Source organism: Iodobacter ciconiae (genome assembly GCF_003952345.1).
GTDB classification, from domain to species: Bacteria; Pseudomonadota; Gammaproteobacteria; order Burkholderiales; family Chitinibacteraceae; genus Iodobacter; species Iodobacter ciconiae.
This window is the reverse complement of sequence record NZ_CP034433.1, coordinates 3,183,308-3,198,528: the sequence shown is the minus strand read 5'-3', so window position 1 is coordinate 3,198,528 and position 15,221 is coordinate 3,183,308. Positions and strand designations below refer to the sequence as shown.

Genomic DNA, 15,221 nt, shown 5'->3' with positions numbered 1-15,221 from the left:
GAATGTCTTTAATGGCGTTTTCGCGGCTAAAGCCGCTCCTACGAAAAGCATCGTCTGAGATCGAACTTTCTTCCCCGTTTTAATTTACCGGAGCTTAGCCATGCTTACTCTTGCCCTTACCCGCTCCCATGCCAAGCTAACCGAGCTGCTCAAACTTGGCAAGCCGCGCGTCATTGCTTTGATAGTGTTCTGCGCCGTAGTTGGCATGCTGCTGGCCACACCGCAGCTGCCATCCATCGCACTGCTGCTTGCTGCCACAACAGGCATTGGTTTGGTTGCCAGCGGAGCGGCCGCTTTTAATTGCCTGATCGAAGTAGAGCGCGATGGCAATATGCGCCGCACTCAGCAGCGACCACTGGTTAAAGGCTCGGTCAGGCACAGCGACGCCCTGCTCTATGCCCTGATCACCACGGCAGTTGGGCTATGGCTGCTGGCCGCTTTTGTAAATATGCTGACGATGTGGCTGACGCTGGCTACCTTCTTTGGCTATGCAGTGATTTACACTCGCTTACTCAAAGCCGCCACGCCGCAAAATATCGTGATTGGTGGTGCGTCGGGCGCTATGCCACCCATCTTAGGCTGGGCCGCCGTCACCGGCAGTGTGCCACCTGAAGCCATGGTCTTGTTTTTGATTATTTACACCTGGACGCCGCCACACTTCTGGGCGCTGGCAATCTACCGCCGCGATGAATACGCCAAAGCAGGCCTGCCTATGTTACCAGTCACCCATGGCCTGGCATTCACCCGCTTATCCATCCTGCTCTACGCCGCCATCCTTGCCGCCGTCACCGCCCTGCCGGTGGCATTAGGCATGAGTAGCTGGCTGTATGGCATTAGCGCAGCCGTGCTCAATGCAGGCTTTTTATCGCGGGCATTTAAATTGTGGCAGGAAGAAAAAGAAGCAGAGGGAGACGTAATTGCGCGGGAATTATTTAGATATTCGATTAAATATCTAGCGTGTTTATTTGCGGCATTATTGCTGGATCATTGCTTGGTTTAAGAATGGGGAGTTGGAAGTCGAAATGGTGATTGAAGTGCCACTCCCCACTCCCCAAAAAAATCAAACCGTCCAGCTTACCAGCCCGGAATAAGCGGTGGCCAATACGATCAAACCGAAAGCAATCCGATAATAGGCAAAGCCAACAAAAGTGTGGGTTGAAACAAATTTAATCAGCGCACGAATTGCAATAAAAGCAAAAACAAACGAGGCGATAAAGCCCACGGCAAATACGCCGCTGTCGCCGATATCTAACTCATGACGATGTTTGAGCAAGCTGTAAATAGATGCCGCGCCCAACGTTGGAATCCCCAGAAAGAACGAGAACTCGGTTGCGGCCCTGCGGGAAATGCCAAGAAACATCCCGCCGATAATAGTTGCACCAGAGCGGCTGGTGCCGGGAATTAATGCCAGACACTGGCAAAGGCCTACTTTCAGTGCGTCTTTCAGACTTAAATCATCCACCGTTTCAACTACAGGGACTTTATTCACCTGGCGCTTCTCTGCCCAAAGAATAATCAAACCACCCACAATAAATGCCATTGCCACCGGCACAGGCTGAAATAAATGTGCTTTGATTACTTTACTAAATAAAAGGCCAAGAACCGCCGCCGGGATAAACGCCACCACCACCGCCAGTAATAAATTACGCTCGCCACCGGGTTTACCTGCACCGCACAATGTTTTGCTAATTTTGGCGCGATACTCCCAAACCACTGCCAGCATGGCACCCAGCTGAATAAAAATTTCGTAAACGTCACGCTTTTCCTTGCTCATAAAATTGAGCAAATCACCCGTTAAAATCAAATGGCCCGTGCTGGAAATCGGCAGAAACTCGGTAATCCCCTCAACCATGCCCATAATGAGCGACTTAAACAGCAAAACAATATCCATTAATAATCTGCCAATAACCTAAAAGAGACACGCATTATATCTGGGCAATCTTATCAACTGATTAAGATCTGGTATTTATTAGCAGAATTTACATCAAAACATACCGGCGCATTGTTTATAAAGGCGGATGAAACCCGCCAGACTTTGTTTTAACACCAAATCAAACTGGCAAATGCGCACGCAATTTGCTTGGCAGCCAGGCCAGGAGCGGCTCAAAATCGGTAGCATCCATCAAATTTTTTAGCGTGAGGCCCAGCTCGGTATCGCCTTCAATGCTTAAACGGCGCTGAAAAAACAACGTGTCTGGGTCTTCCAGACGGCGGGCCAGCACCAGATAATCGGCAAGGCTCGCGCTAAAAGTAACATCTGCTGTGCCAGTCCCACGCTTAAAGCGTCCATTCTGAAAAGACAACGTCAGGCCTCGACCAATATCCAGCACTTCCAGGCGAATATTTCGCCCGGCCAGCCAGGCAAAGTCTTCTTCCGGCCAAAGCTTGTTTTTAACCAGATTTAAGCTGCTCGCCAAGGCAATGGCCACCGGCGCTTCGGGTAGTTTAAATAAAACAAATTGCGGTAAGCGCTTCATACACATTCCTTTATGCCTGCTTCACCATGCCAATAACCGTTCACAATGCCCTGTGGATAAGCTGTTGAGAAGTCGTGGATAGCGTTGGGATAAGTTATTTTTTCGGCGTAAGCCACAACAAGCTCGCCCGTACCGGTGGATTGCGGGCTGATACGCAGGTAATCAATGCCCATCTGCGCCATTTGCGGCAACTCGGCATACAGCGATTGGCAGGCGGAAGACTGAGTCTGAATGCCGTTCAGACGCAAAAACCCCTGGCCTTCGCGGGTAGAAACCAGTTGCCCGTCCGCATGATCCAGGCAACGAAACTCACAAGCATCTTTGCTCAAGCCGTAATAGCGAGCAGTAAAGCAGCGGGCCGAAAACGCCAGCGGCAAATAGCCATGCACAAAGACTTCGGTTTCGATGGCACAGGTTTTCTCGGCCAAAATAGCGGCAATATCAGCCTGACTGCTTTCTAAAGAAGGCACCCAGCGCATTGCGCCCTGCGCCGCAAACCAATCCAGAGCTGCGCCGTTATAAATATTAAGATGCGGCCCGGCCACAAAGCGCATCCCCAGATCCCGCGCCACCTTCACCGCGCCTAAATCATTGGCCTCGATGCAGCCACCTGCCTCGGCCAGCTTTTTTAAGCTGGAAAGATCACTGGCAGACTCCAGCAGCGCCTGGGACGAAATCACCACTTCTTTACCCGCAGCACGCAAGCTCTGTACCACTTCCAGCCAATCGGCACTACGCAGCTCGTGGCGGCGCGAACAAACCACCTCACCCAGATAAATAACCTCCACCGGCCAACCCGCTGCCTCGGCATAAAAATCCAGCACCTGCTGCTTAGGCCAGTAATAAAGAATGGGGCCAAGAGAGAGTTTCATTGTTATTCCTAATGGGGCTGCTTTTAAAACCCCGTGTTTCGATACTTGTATGAAAGGGGCAAACCAAAAGCAATTTTTAAATATGACCGAGTATCGCCCCACATAAACCAGTCAGTTTGCTTGCAGCAAGCACCTAAAAACCTTAAAAACCACATTTTCTGCGTAGGGCTTAAATCCCCCTTGAAACACGCCGAAGCGAGGAACAAGCGAGCGGGGTTTCTTTGATGCCTGTCTGAGCGAAGCGAGTTCCGCAGCCGCCGCTCGATTGTCCGCAGATGAGGGGCCTTCGTGTTTCGCGGGGTCGCCTTCTTTGCTTACTTTCTTGGCGAAGCAAGAAAGTAGGTCCCACACGGGGGATTCCCGCACCTAATCACCGTGCCGCAGGCACTAAATAGACTGGATAGGCAAACCCAATAGTTATCTCCACGGCCTGCTATAAGCCCCCAGCGTTTGCTGATGCCCTTCGGACACTTTATCCAGCGTGGCTTGCCAGGCAGGTTTAACTGAATAACGCGGGTCGGCGCAGGCATCGATGGCCATGCGCAGGGTTTTAGTCACCTCGCCTACATAGGACGGGCTGCGCTGGCGGCCTTCTACCTTGATGGCGGCCACCCCGATGCGCATCAGCTCGGGCAAAATAGATAATGTATTCAAGCTGGTTGGCTCTTCCATGGCGTAATAAGTATCACCATCAACTTCAAAGCGCCCCTTGCATAGCGTGGGATAACCGGCAGGTTCACCCGCTTCGAAACGATCAATCAGTACACCATTTAAGCGCGCATCCATACGCTCACCCTGTTTATCCCAACGCACAAACTGCGCTGGGGAGCATACGCCATGGGTGTTTGGCGATTGTCCAGTAACATAGCTGGATAAAATACAGCGTCCTTCCGCCATCACACAGAGGCTGCCAAAGCCAAAGACTTCGATTTCTACCTGGGTGTTTTTAATGACGCACTCAATTTGCGGCAAAGTGAGCACGCGCGGCAATACGGCACGGCGCACGCCAAAACATTCGTGCGCTAAATTAATGGCTTCAAAATTAGTGGCAGAGCCTTGCACAGATAAGTGCAGATGCAAATGCGGATGAGTACGATGGGCATATTCCAACAGGCCAAGATCGGCCAAGATCACCGCATCAGCGCCCAGATCAGCCGCTTTATCAACCGAAGCCCGCCAGTCGGCAATTCGCCCCGGCTGAGCATAGGTATTAATCGCGATTAATACTTCACGCTGTTTGGCATGAGCATAGCGTACACCCTCGCCGAGCTGCGCATCGCTAAAATTAAGTCCGGCAAAATTTCTGGCATTGGTGGCATTTTTAAAACCAAGATAAACTGCATCAGCCCCATGATCGACGGCCATTTTCAACGCAGGCAAGCTACCCGCCGGACAAATAAGTTGGGGCAGGGCCATAAGCACCCCCGATGTATAAACAGAGGCAGCTTACAGAGAGGCAACAATGTATTTTTTAAGCTACATCAAATAAAATGCATAAACGTTGCGCAGAAAAAAGCGTGCGGCTGCAAAAAAGCAGCGACGCACGCACCGTACCCACACACAGAGTCCTTTCACAAAGCCCACACGCTTTATGACGACTTTTCAATCATAGTGCACTGCAATATATTTTGCCTTAACCAAGATCAATTTTGCTGTCATATACAAAATTCTCTTATAAAAAGTACAAGAGACACTGTTTACTGCATTTTGTAGGCATTTGCTTCGCACTGAGCAGAGCATAGTGTCATAATTCCCAACTAGCAGACATGCGGCAAAAACCCATGCTGCGGGACCTTCCGGCCGGAGCACAACCCCGGCAACGAAAACCAACAAACAAGGATGCTCAAAATGCAAATTGCAATGATTGGCCTCGGTAAAATGGGCAGCAATATGGCGCGCCGTTTGGCAGCTGGCGGAGCCACCGTATTTGGCTTTGACGTAAGCGCCGAAACAGGTAAGCAACTGGCCGCAGACCACGCCAATATCCGCAGCTTTGACTCCGTAGCTAGCCTGATTGCAGAGCTACCAAGCCCACGCGTAGTATGGATGATGCTGCCAGCAGGTGAAATCAGCGAAGCCATGTTTTCTGAGCTAACCACACTACTGGCACCAGGTGATTTAGTTATTGATGGCGCAAACGCCATGTATAAAGACTCACAACGCCATGCAAAAGAGCTGAATGCCAAAGGCTTTAAGTTTATGGATGCAGGCGTATCAGGCGGCGTATGGGGCCTGGCTAACGGCTACACCATCATGATTGGTGGCGAAAAAGACGCTTTTGCGATGGCTGAACCCTTTGTTAAAATCCTCGCCCCGGCATCAGATCGCGGCTGGATTCACGCAGGCCCAGCAGGTAGCGGCCACTACGTGAAGATGGTTCACAACGGCATTGAATACGGCATGATGCAGGCTTTTGCCGAAGGCTTTGCCCTTTTAGAAGCTAAAAAAGAGCTAAACCTTGATCTGGCTGAAGTCGCTGAAACATGGCGTCATGGCTCGGTAATCCGCTCCTGGCTGCTCGACTTAACCGCAGACACGCTGAAAAACGATACCAAACTCGACAACATCCAACCCTTCGTTCCCGATTCAGGCGAAGGCCGCTGGACCGTACTGGAAGCTGTAGAACTTGGCGTTCCTGCGCCGGTTATCGCAGCTTCATTATTCCAGCGCTACACCTCCCAGGGTAAAGGCGATTACGTTGCCAAATTGCTGTCTATGATGCGCAATGCCTTTGGCGGCCATCATGTAGCCAAGAAGTAACAGCTGCATCTGCCCCGGCCAGCAGTGCAATTTCTGAGCCTCCAAATAAGCCCCCCCTGCTTGCTGATATATCTGACATTAAAAACAAATGACCCAGAAACATTTAGCCAAAAAAAACCTGCCACAGCAGGTTTTTTTTGCTTGAAATATATTATTTCAAATCAAACTCGGTCGCATTGATGCCTAATTCATTGCAAATGGTCGCAACCATTTTCTTTTCATTGGCATCAAAATCACCATCTGCCGCACCAATCACGCAACAAACGCGGATCATTAATTTGCAGGCATCAGGATTATTTTTTAATTTAGAAATAATCTTTAATGCTTCTGCCTTACCGATTTCATAATCGAAATCAAATTTAGCGGCAATTTTATTAAAAGATTCAATCACATCAGATGAATCAAATACTTTTAATTCATCTGAATTGCTAATATAGCCCAGCATCTTGCGCTTTTCTTCCGGGCTAATTGAGCCATCACTGCTCGCCACCAAAGCACACCCGGCAATTACTGCATTTAAAAAATCTTTATTTTTAAATTTAGTCACTTCATTTGTCAGCATCGTACTGGCATCCTGACCCATTTTTTTGATCGAATCGAACAAACCCATTGTCTATCTCCTGATGCGATTAAGCAGATGATGCGGATAACTTCTGCTAATCAGATCATGGCTTAAGAAAATAGTTCAGAATATGCGGTGCCGATTAAAAAATAACTCACAACAAAACAGGTAAAACACATTAAATCAGCATTAAAAAAAGCCCGGTAGCCGTGAACGCAGGGCTTTTCAGAAGTAAAGGTGCAAAATTACTCAATACTTCCAGCAGCACGGGCCGCCGCCGCACGCAGCTTGTCTTTTTTGCTCATACGCACCCCCTTAATGCCGCCCGTATTTTCGACCACCGGCAGACTCGTCAGCCGGGCTTCAAAACCTGCAATCACTTCACGGCTCAGACGGATATTCAGGCGGGTTTCGATCAGGCGAAAATGCGCTTCGGTGGCGGCACTAATCAGGCTAATCGCAGTGCCACTCGCGCCATTTCGGCCGGTGCGACCAATGCGGTGGGTGTAATCCACTGGCGAGCGGGGCAAATCGTAATTCACCACAAAGGGCAACCCGTCGATGTCGATACCACGGCCAGCCAGATCGGTTGCTACAACCACTTGCAAGCTGCCCGACTTAAACTCGGCCAAGACCTGATTGCGGCGACCTTGGCTAAATTCCCCATGAAAAGGCGCGGCATTAATGCCCTTGGCGTACAACGTATTGGCCAGCTGCTCGCTGCCATGCTTGCTCGCCACAAACACCAGCATGCGCTGGTCTGCATTTTCTTTGATCAAATGCGCAAGCACATCGGCACGGCGCTCGGCATCCACAAAAATCGCCCGCTGCAAAATATCTGGCTGCGTTGTTTCAGTAGCGACAATCAGCACGCGCGTCGGATTATGTAAAATGCCTGTTGCCAGCGCAGTGACATCATCAGGAAAAGTCGCCGAGAAAAACAGACTCTGACGCTTAGCCGGTAACAGCGCCAAGATGCGCTTAATTTCGGCAGCAAAGCCCATATCCAGCAAACGATCGGCTTCATCAAGCACCAGAGTATTAAAAAACTCAGGCCGAACCGCATTCTTATCGATTAAATCCAGCAAGCGGCCAGGCGTTGCCACCAACACATCGACCCCACCACGCAGCTGCATCATTTGCGGATTAATCGCCACCCCGCCAAATACCGTCGCCAGCTTGATCGGCCTAGCCATATTGTTCTTACCCAAAACCGCCAGCAAGCCCTTGATCTCCTCCCCCGCCTGCACCGCCAGCTCACGCGTTGGCACCAGAATCAGTACCTTACTACTGCCAGCCAGCATAAGATGCAGCAGCGGCAGCACATAAGCAGCCGTTTTACCCGAGCCCGTGGCCGCCTGCGCCAAAACATCCTCCCCCCACAACACGGCAGGAATCACCTCCGCCTGAACGGGTGTTGGCTTGAGATAAGATTTTTTGCTGGCAGCTAGTAAAACGGCGGGTGACAGACCCAGAGCGGAAAAGGACATGATGGGCCTTAGATAATATTTCAGACGGGTGCGAAGTATAAGCGAGATGGGGGGAGCTGTCGCAGTACTGAGGGCGGGATACAATGCAGGATGGGCACGCACTTGTGCCCATCCTGAGGGATTAACTTAATATTCCCTGCATCTCATCCCAATTTTTAGCGCCCGCAGGGGCATTATTTTCAAATACCATAAAATAGCGAAAACCACGCCCAGCTAGCTTTTCCCATTCGGCGCCTAAAGCTATTTTGGCTGAAGAATCAGAGTTATCCCGGTCACCACCCTTGGTTTCTATCAACAACAGCCGGCCATTCTTTAAACGCACAATAAAATCAGGATAATGATGCTGCACTGGGCCATTGAGCATAAAACCCGTCTTGCCAAATGAATTACGGTGCCACCATGCGACATTGTCCAAACCCGCCAACAGCTCACTCATTTTATTTTCTAAGCTATTACCCCGCTCTTCTCGCAAATAAAGGGTGTTTTCACAAGGGGATAGCACTTGGGCCGGATGAATACTGGTCGGGAGAGCATGCTCTGGGCGTGTTTCAATCTCACCGCGTGCAATCCACTGTTGAAAACATTTCAACGACCACGCCGCCATTTCTTGTTTGATACGGGTCTTGATAGATTCCACATACGCTTGTTGTTGTTCCAACACATCGTCAAGCTGGCTGGATGTTAAGTTTTCCAAAATCTTCGCAATATAAGCCCGAATATCACTCTCTGCCAAAGGTGGTAATTTACCTACCCAATTCCCGACCAAGCCGCTAATTTGCCGCACTTTAGCTTCCTTATTCAGAGTGGATAAATAATCCTTTAGCTGGCGTATTTCCTGATCTTTCATCCGCACACGGGTGGCTTCGTAATCGTGCTCGCCCACTTTGACCAAATCAAGCTTGATTAAATCGCCATTTGTCGGTGTCAGCTTAAAATCCTGCACATTGCAATTGGCCAGTTTAAATTGCCGGCCAATCAAATGATCGCGCTCCAGCCAAATCCAACGATTCTCTTCGCCCTCAAGCAAAGAGCCTGCCACACACATAAAAAACTGTGGAATTTTTAACTCAGCAATTTCAGCAGCAAATTCAGCGCGTACAGGGTATTTCACTTGTTTCTCCAAGATTTCAGGCGCGATGCGCTCCACAGGCTGCGCCGCAATTTGGGCATTTAAATCTGCATTCGCTTGGCTGGCATAAGTTAAGGTCTGCCCCACTGAATCATGCAGATCAGCGGGCGCATTCACTTGGCTGGAGGGGGAATAGGGTAATGGGCGTGCCTCCGCACATAAACCTAATGCGCTTGGGGCTGAAAATAGATCTTCTGTATTTGTCGGCGGAGCGGGCTTGCTTGTATCTGGGGTATCAGGCGCAATCAGCGTATCGGGTGTGCGGTAATCTAAGCGGCTAAAACCGGCGCGATTTAATCCGGCGACGATTTTATCTAAGGTATTTGAGAACACGGCAGAAGCGGTCAGCACATAGCTCATATTCAAGGCCTCATGCCCATGCAGCCGTACTGCGGGCTGGCGCAAGATCCGCCCTAAAATTTGCTCAACATCTACTGGAGATGATCGATCCGCCAGCGTGGCCAAAATATAAGCAAACGGACAATCCCAGCCTTCTTTCAAAGCATTCACGGTAATCACAAAGCGAATCTGGCAATCACGCTCCGCTAGCGCTACGCCTTTAAGCTCATCAATTTTGGCGATTTTAATGGCAATTTGCTCAGCAGGAATGCCACGCGCCAGTAAATCGGCTTTGACCAACTCAAAGCTGCGGCTATCTTCGGCATTTTTTGGCTCGGCTTGCAGTAAGACGATAGGACGAATAAAAGTACCACCCGCCGCCGCTTCAAGCTGAGCTTGGGCTTCCAGGCGGGCGCGTAAATCAATTGCATGGGCAATCACGGCATCTTGATCTGGCAAATTTCGCACAATCACCGGCAGCTTCACCATATGCTGCTCGCGTAGCGCCATGGCCCCAACCGCGCTCACCAAATTTGCCCCGCTACGTGGCGTTGCCGTTAGCTCCAGCACCAGCGCGGGGTTTAAATGCCGCAGCATGTCATTGGATAAAGGCGTAGTCGCGTTATGGCTTTCATCCACGACGATAACGGGATTAAGGCTGGCCATGGCGGCCACCAAAGACGCCGGATCAATCGCCTCGTCGAGTGCCACGCCGTCAAATTCTGCCAATGCACCATTTTCCTGATACAGCTTACGATCGTCCTTGTTTTTGGCCCGCAGGCTGGCATATGTCAGCACCGCAATCACCACACCATCATGCGCATCATCGTAATCAAAACCGTTCAATAAACCGGCCTTATCTAATACCGTCACGCGGCCATTGAACAGGCGATTGAGCGCCACGCGGTAGGGGTGCTCTGGCTGCGTAAAAGCAGCAAGCACCTGATCATGAATAGAGCTGGATGGCACCAGCCACACACACAGCCGCGCATCACCCTGTCGCCGCTCCAGCGCATTAAAACAGGTTACCAAAGCGTGAATACCAATCAAGGTCTTGCCACCGGCTGTGGGCACTTTGGCGCAAATTTGCGGTGCACCATGCGCGGCAGTTTGAAACCCCGGCATTTGCAGCACGCCCTTGGACTCCCAGTGGGCGCGATACGCCAATACCGCATCTCCCGCCATCTGCCATTTAGCCAAATAGCCACGCAAATCGGCGATCACATCAGCTTGGTAAAGATTCAATTCCATTTATTCACGCTCATAAAAATTGCATATTTACCCAATGCACCCATGGGAAAATCAGCATCTACACAAGGTAAGGAGTCGTCTCCCCTTTGAAAAAGGGGGAAGCAAAGTCAACTGCATCACAACCTGGCAATATCACGCGGGATTTTTTTGAAGGTGATTTGGCTTTGCGCCATAAACTTTTCACCCAAGGTACACAGATCGGCGTAAATCACGCTGCGACCTTTAGCTACTTTTAATTTGGCCAATAGCTCAAAATCCAGCGTCATTACCTGATCGGCTGCATAGCAAAAATACAATGGCACCGTATTGTTAATACCCAGCCAATACGGCGATACGCTGCTATCGGGCGTAGTCAGCCCGGCGATGCTGAGGCCTTCTTGCCAAGCGATGTATTTACGGATTTCTGTGATCTCGGCCTTAGGGTTGAGGTGGCCAAATTCATCAAACAGCTTTTCACCCACGCTATAAAAATCAAATGCCCCTCCCAAACCCGCCACAGCTTTTGTGCCCTCGCCGTAGCCCGACATCACACGGCGCACCCGCTCGGCCGTAATGGTTTCGGCGTAATCCATGGTTTCAACCAGAATAAACTGCCGATTACCCCCGTCTTGGGCGTTGAGTTTGAGGACAGCGTGGGCTGTGGTGCCGGAACCGGCGAAGGAGTCGAGGACTATGGAGTTTTTGTCCGTCGCAATTTGAAGAATGCGCTCAATCAAGCGTGTTGGCTTTGGCGTATCAAATACAGCTTCTACGTCTAAAAAGATGTCTTTAACTTCTTTTTTTGCCTCTTGGCTATGACCCACTTCGTCATTACCCCACCAAGACCACGGTGTGACTCCTTCTGACTCAGAAAGAAAAGTTTTTCTCCGTGGCACCCCATCCCCATTTTTACCAAACCAAATACGATTTTCTGCGACTAATGAAGCAAAAACATCTTCAGTGTTTTTCCAACAATTTCCAGGTGGTGGCGTTACCACTCTGCCTGATGGAGTGTGAATTTCATACATTTGATTTGGTCTAAATCCTTGCGCTGAGTAATCGGATGATACCCATTTCCCTCGGGGATCAAGGTCAGGATTTTTATAAGCAGTAAGCTGTTTGCTAGGGTCTGTTGACGTTTCACATCGGTAGCCATAAAAATGCGCACGCCATGGCTATGACACTTTCATAATTTCGCTTCAACTTGTCATATCGGAATGCCACTGCGCGGTAATGCTTCAATCGCGCAAAAGCATTCTCGACCAAATGTCGATAGCAATACAGCCCACGATCTAGATCCACATTCCCTTTGATTGAATTACGTTTTCTGGGAATCACTGATCGCGCACCCTGCGCAGAAATCAGCCCTCGAAGGTACTCACTATCGTACCCCTTATCTGCGATGATCACTTCGGCTGAAGGCAGTTGGGCAATCAGCTCTGGGGCGGCAGTACAATCATTAATCTCGCCTCCGGTAATTTCGAAGGCAATCGGCAAACCATAAGCATCTACCGCCAAATGAATTTTGCTGGTGTTCCCTGCACGGCTTTTGCCAATCGCTTCAGATTGATCGCTGGCCGCCCCGGCGCTGTGTTGATGCGCCTTGGCATAGCTACCATCAATGAATACCCATTCAAAATCGGGGTCGATCAGTAAGGCTTTGAAAATATTGAGCCATTTCCCAGCTACAGACCAAGCATTAAAGCGTTTATAGACTGAATTCCATTCACCAAAGGCGCTGGGTAAATCCCGCCACGGGCAGCCAACGCGCATGCGGTAAAACATTCCTTCGACGGTAATTCGTAAATCAGGCTTGTTGTAAATGGTGTGTTGAAGCAGAATCTTTTCTAGCTTCGACCAAAGCTCGTTACTGAGCATTAATCGGGGCATCGCAAACCTGCAGGGGAAATGGTGTAGGAACCTGAATTCTGCGGGTTTGCATCCATCATTGCATGACTTTAGCTTGAAACGTCAACAGACCCTAGATTGAGGAATCTTATTAAGTGACAGCGTCGATATTCTTTTTGCATAACAGAGTACATGTTCATGTGCATCACTAAGTTGAAGCCTTGCATCAGGTGAAGTACGTTTCTGCCACAGCACATTCGCTACAAATTGACCTGAAAAAATCTCATCCAATACCAACTTCAAATGAGCCTGCTCATTATCATCAATCGAAACAAAAATCACCCCATCGTCCACCAGCAGACGTTGCAGCAATTTCAAACGCGGATACATCATGCACAGCCATTTATCGTGCCGCGTTAAATCTTCGCCCTCTTTGCCAACTACCTGCCCAAGCCACTTTTGCATTTTTGGGTCGTTAACGGCGTCGTTGTACACCCAGCCTTCGTTGCCGGTGTTGTACGGAGGGTCGATATAGATGCAATTGACCTTCCCTTCAAATTCAGGAATCAGGCTTTTTAGCGCGTCAAGATTATCGCCATGAATAATGCGGTTGCCGCTGCTATTGGCGGGCATTCCTGCGAGTGCAGCAAAGCGGTATTTTAAGTCGAGCGCGCGGTAAGGCACGTCGCGGTGATGGTGGACGACTTTATCTTTGCCGATCCATTGCAGCTTGGGCATGTTGGTCTACTTGGCGAATACGCAAATAAACCACATATTATTTGCGTTTAATGCAAATTTAGACAAGTATTATTTGCATATTCGCTTTGCGTCAGACGCAAATCAGCCCAGAAAATCCGACATATGAACATAGGATCAGTCATCAGAAAATTGCGTGTAGAACAGGGAGCAACGCTTGAACAGCTTGCTCTTGAGATCGGCACCGATGCAGGTAATTTGTCGCGCATTGAGCGCGGCACACAGCAACCAGCCCTTTATATTCTGGAGCCCATCTCTCGTGCCCTTAAAATCTCCCCCGCCGAGCTAATCGCCGCTGCCTGCGACACTGAAGCCCAAGCCGTATCCACCGAACTCGACGACATCAAACAACTCCTGCGCAACTACCGCATGCTTAATCCTGAGAATCAGCATCTGGCTATCGAGTTTGTGCGCCTGCTCAACCGTTTACAGCCGCCACAAAATCATACGGATGAAACTTAGGACGTAAAAATGGCCTTTTTACGCAAAAAAGGCCATTTTAATTTGGAAAAAATACGGAGCTAGTAGGCTCCCCTCTGCGACTCACTTATTTCAACAATAAACAATATTTTTCATTTTAAGCCATGTATTCCAGGACTCATCCTCAAGCTCATATGCGCCACGTGACTCTTTCCATACAATGCCCCGTCCTCGCAAGGCATCCAAAGCAGTCTGAATGGATCCTGTTGACAGCCCTTGGGCTACCGCACCATATTCAGCCATTGAGCTCGCACTAAACGGGCTAAATTGGCCGTGCTGAACAGACATCACGCGGATAATCGCCTGCTGTAACGCAGAAAGAGAAGTGTATTCATTTTCAATTTCAGCCCAAATTCTATTTTGCAATAAAGTGCCACCTGCCTGAATTTTTTGATTCAAGTCAGGCGCAGACTGCATCTCCAGGGCCACATCACTGATAATGCTGCGTAAAAACTCAGGCCGATAGCCCACCAATTGAAAGGTATCCCAAACGGCATTTGGATCCAGCTGATTATCCAAAGCCAAACTCCTGTTAATATGCGCGGTATATCCATCGATAAACTCACGATTTAACATCGGAAAATCCATCACACTCGAACCAAAAAACGGCATTTTGCTGTTCATCACCAAATGAGCCAGCTTATCGCGATTTGATCCGGTAAAAACGAGCATAAGCCTGGGCGCACCCTTACTGTCATTCATTCCATCCCGGGCCGCCTTTAAAGCAAACATGCTCGCTTCACCTTCTTTGCTAATCAAGGCATGCTGAGCTTCGTCTACAACCAGAAGAATAGGTTTTTTGGTAAGTTGGTACAGCAACTGTAACCCTTGAAACAGAGTCATCCCTTCGGGCAAACCAGCAGCCTGAAAATCAAAAGAAAACCCGGCAACACTAAATTTGCTAAGGCCTGTTGATTTAGCTGCCTTAGCCACAGCCCCCGATTCCTGATAGATCGTTTCCTTCACAACATCAGCGATCAGCTGCCCGGGGTCCCGAGACCGGTCAGACCACAAATCGATGTATACCGCCAGCCAACCTCGCTGTTTTGCCTCTGGCAGCAAATCTTCTCGTAAAAAAGTGGTTTTTCCAACCCTGCGCTTTGCTGTTAGAAATAGGCCGGATCTTTTATCCACCAAGCTGTCGCCCTGAAGTGCATCGCAATACATCTCTGCGACTTTAGGACGCCTGTAGCTGTAGATTTTCATCACCATTACCTTAAATTATCAATTTTTCATAAATTATGGTTTTAAAATAATTGTAGATAAATGAGCATTCCA

At 49.4% G+C, this 15,221-nt stretch carries 14 protein-coding genes; 3 read left to right on the top strand and 11 right to left on the bottom strand.

Going from position 1 to position 15,221, the window contains the following annotated elements; all coding sequences use genetic code 11:
* The first annotated feature begins 100 nt into the window (after positions 1-100).
* Complete coding sequence (gene cyoE, locus EJO50_RS14020) at positions 101-1,000, top strand: heme o synthase (RefSeq protein WP_125975185.1); 900 nt, start codon at positions 101-103, stop codon at positions 998-1,000.
* A 60-nt stretch (positions 1,001-1,060) separates the two neighbouring features.
* Here cyoE and EJO50_RS14015 read toward each other — a convergent pair whose 3' ends face one another.
* The 4 genes from EJO50_RS14015 to ubiU form a co-directional block, all read right to left on the bottom strand.
* Positions 1,061-1,891 (bottom strand): undecaprenyl-diphosphate phosphatase, encoded by an 831-nt coding sequence (locus tag EJO50_RS14015; protein ID WP_125975182.1) that lies wholly within the window; start codon positions 1,889-1,891, stop codon positions 1,061-1,063.
* A 160-nt stretch (positions 1,892-2,051) separates the two neighbouring features.
* Positions 2,052-2,477 (bottom strand): ubiquinone anaerobic biosynthesis accessory factor UbiT, encoded by a 426-nt coding sequence (gene ubiT / locus EJO50_RS14010; RefSeq protein ID WP_164521516.1) that lies wholly within the window; start codon positions 2,475-2,477, stop codon positions 2,052-2,054.
* Positions 2,474-3,349 (bottom strand): U32 family peptidase, encoded by an 876-nt coding sequence (locus EJO50_RS14005; RefSeq protein ID WP_125975178.1) that lies wholly within the window; start codon positions 3,347-3,349, stop codon positions 2,474-2,476. Before EJO50_RS14005 ends, ubiT begins: the two co-directional genes overlap by 4 nt.
* 417 nt (positions 3,350-3,766) lie before the next feature.
* Complete coding sequence (ubiU, locus tag EJO50_RS14000) at positions 3,767-4,765, bottom strand: ubiquinone anaerobic biosynthesis protein UbiU (RefSeq protein ID WP_125975176.1); 999 nt, start codon at positions 4,763-4,765, stop codon at positions 3,767-3,769.
* Between the two features lie 432 nt (positions 4,766-5,197).
* On the opposite strand from ubiU, the gene gnd reads away from it, so the two are divergent.
* Positions 5,198-6,109 carry a phosphogluconate dehydrogenase (NAD(+)-dependent, decarboxylating) gene (gnd, locus tag EJO50_RS13995; RefSeq protein ID WP_206434401.1) on the top strand — a complete coding sequence of 304 codons (912 nt, stop codon included), beginning with the start codon at positions 5,198-5,200 and terminating at the stop codon, positions 6,107-6,109.
* 151 nt (positions 6,110-6,260) lie between these two features.
* Here gnd and EJO50_RS13990 read toward each other — a convergent pair whose 3' ends face one another.
* The 6 genes from EJO50_RS13990 to EJO50_RS13965 all read right to left on the bottom strand — a co-directional run bounded on the left by EJO50_RS13990 (position 6,261) and on the right by EJO50_RS13965 (position 13,445).
* Complete coding sequence (locus tag EJO50_RS13990; RefSeq protein WP_125975171.1) at positions 6,261-6,719, bottom strand: tellurite resistance TerB family protein; 459 nt, start codon at positions 6,717-6,719, stop codon at positions 6,261-6,263.
* Between the two features lie 197 nt (positions 6,720-6,916).
* Positions 6,917-8,161: a DEAD/DEAH box helicase gene (locus tag EJO50_RS13985; protein WP_125975168.1), complete on the bottom strand. Its 1,245-nt coding sequence runs from the start codon at positions 8,159-8,161 to the stop codon at positions 6,917-6,919.
* A gap of 121 nt (positions 8,162-8,282) precedes the next feature.
* Positions 8,283-10,880: a DEAD/DEAH box helicase gene (locus EJO50_RS13980; protein WP_125975166.1), complete on the bottom strand. Its 2,598-nt coding sequence runs from the start codon at positions 10,878-10,880 to the stop codon at positions 8,283-8,285.
* A gap of 116 nt (positions 10,881-10,996) precedes the next feature.
* The gene (locus tag EJO50_RS13975) at positions 10,997-11,887 is read right to left on the bottom strand and encodes a site-specific DNA-methyltransferase (protein ID WP_125975163.1); all 891 of its coding nucleotides are present in this window, start codon (positions 11,885-11,887) and stop codon (positions 10,997-10,999) included.
* Positions 11,888-11,999: 112 nt separating this feature from the next.
* Positions 12,000-12,749, bottom strand: a complete 750-nt coding sequence (locus EJO50_RS13970; RefSeq protein ID WP_125971449.1) for an IS5 family transposase — start codon at positions 12,747-12,749, stop codon at positions 12,000-12,002.
* Between the two features lie 81 nt (positions 12,750-12,830).
* A complete protein-coding gene (locus EJO50_RS13965; RefSeq protein ID WP_125975160.1) occupies positions 12,831-13,445 on the bottom strand; it encodes a site-specific DNA-methyltransferase in 615 nt (204 codons plus the stop codon).
* Between the two features lie 123 nt (positions 13,446-13,568).
* Here EJO50_RS13965 and EJO50_RS13960 point away from each other — a divergent pair, with 123 nt between their 5' ends.
* Positions 13,569-13,925, top strand: a complete 357-nt coding sequence (locus tag EJO50_RS13960) for a helix-turn-helix domain-containing protein (protein ID WP_125975158.1) — start codon at positions 13,569-13,571, stop codon at positions 13,923-13,925.
* A gap of 90 nt (positions 13,926-14,015) precedes the next feature.
* Here EJO50_RS13960 and EJO50_RS13955 read toward each other — a convergent pair whose 3' ends face one another.
* On the bottom strand, positions 14,016-15,149 hold the full coding sequence (locus EJO50_RS13955) for an ATP-binding protein (protein ID WP_206434400.1): 1,134 nt from the start codon (positions 15,147-15,149) through the stop codon (positions 14,016-14,018).
* Between the last annotated feature and the right edge of the window lie 72 nt (positions 15,150-15,221).

Excerpts from the sequence above, each read along its gene's own strand:
- cyoE (WP_125975185.1), top strand. The coding sequence starts at position 101 with ATGCTTACTCTTGCCCTTACCCGCTCCCATGCCAAGCTAACCGAGCTG.
- EJO50_RS14015 (WP_125975182.1), bottom strand. The coding sequence starts at position 1,891 with ATGGATATTGTTTTGCTGTTTAAGTCGCTCATTATGGGCATGGTTGAG.
- ubiT (WP_164521516.1), bottom strand. The coding sequence starts at position 2,477 with ATGAAGCGCTTACCGCAATTTGTTTTATTTAAACTACCCGAAGCGCCG.
- EJO50_RS14005 (WP_125975178.1), bottom strand. The coding sequence starts at position 3,349 with ATGAAACTCTCTCTTGGCCCCATTCTTTATTACTGGCCTAAGCAGCAG.
- ubiU (WP_125975176.1), bottom strand. The coding sequence starts at position 4,765 with ATGGCCCTGCCCCAACTTATTTGTCCGGCGGGTAGCTTGCCTGCGTTG.
- gnd (WP_206434401.1), top strand. The coding sequence starts at position 5,198 with ATGCAAATTGCAATGATTGGCCTCGGTAAAATGGGCAGCAATATGGCG.
- EJO50_RS13990 (WP_125975171.1), bottom strand. The coding sequence starts at position 6,719 with ATGGGTTTGTTCGATTCGATCAAAAAAATGGGTCAGGATGCCAGTACG.
- EJO50_RS13985 (WP_125975168.1), bottom strand. The coding sequence starts at position 8,161 with ATGTCCTTTTCCGCTCTGGGTCTGTCACCCGCCGTTTTACTAGCTGCC.
- EJO50_RS13980 (WP_125975166.1), bottom strand. The coding sequence starts at position 10,880 with ATGGAATTGAATCTTTACCAAGCTGATGTGATCGCCGATTTGCGTGGC.
- EJO50_RS13975 (WP_125975163.1), bottom strand. The coding sequence starts at position 11,887 with ATGTATGAAATTCACACTCCATCAGGCAGAGTGGTAACGCCACCACCT.
- EJO50_RS13970 (WP_125971449.1), bottom strand. The coding sequence starts at position 12,749 with ATGCCCCGATTAATGCTCAGTAACGAGCTTTGGTCGAAGCTAGAAAAG.
- EJO50_RS13965 (WP_125975160.1), bottom strand. The coding sequence starts at position 13,445 with ATGCCCAAGCTGCAATGGATCGGCAAAGATAAAGTCGTCCACCATCAC.
- EJO50_RS13960 (WP_125975158.1), top strand. The coding sequence starts at position 13,569 with ATGAACATAGGATCAGTCATCAGAAAATTGCGTGTAGAACAGGGAGCA.
- EJO50_RS13955 (WP_206434400.1), bottom strand. The coding sequence starts at position 15,149 with ATGAAAATCTACAGCTACAGGCGTCCTAAAGTCGCAGAGATGTATTGC.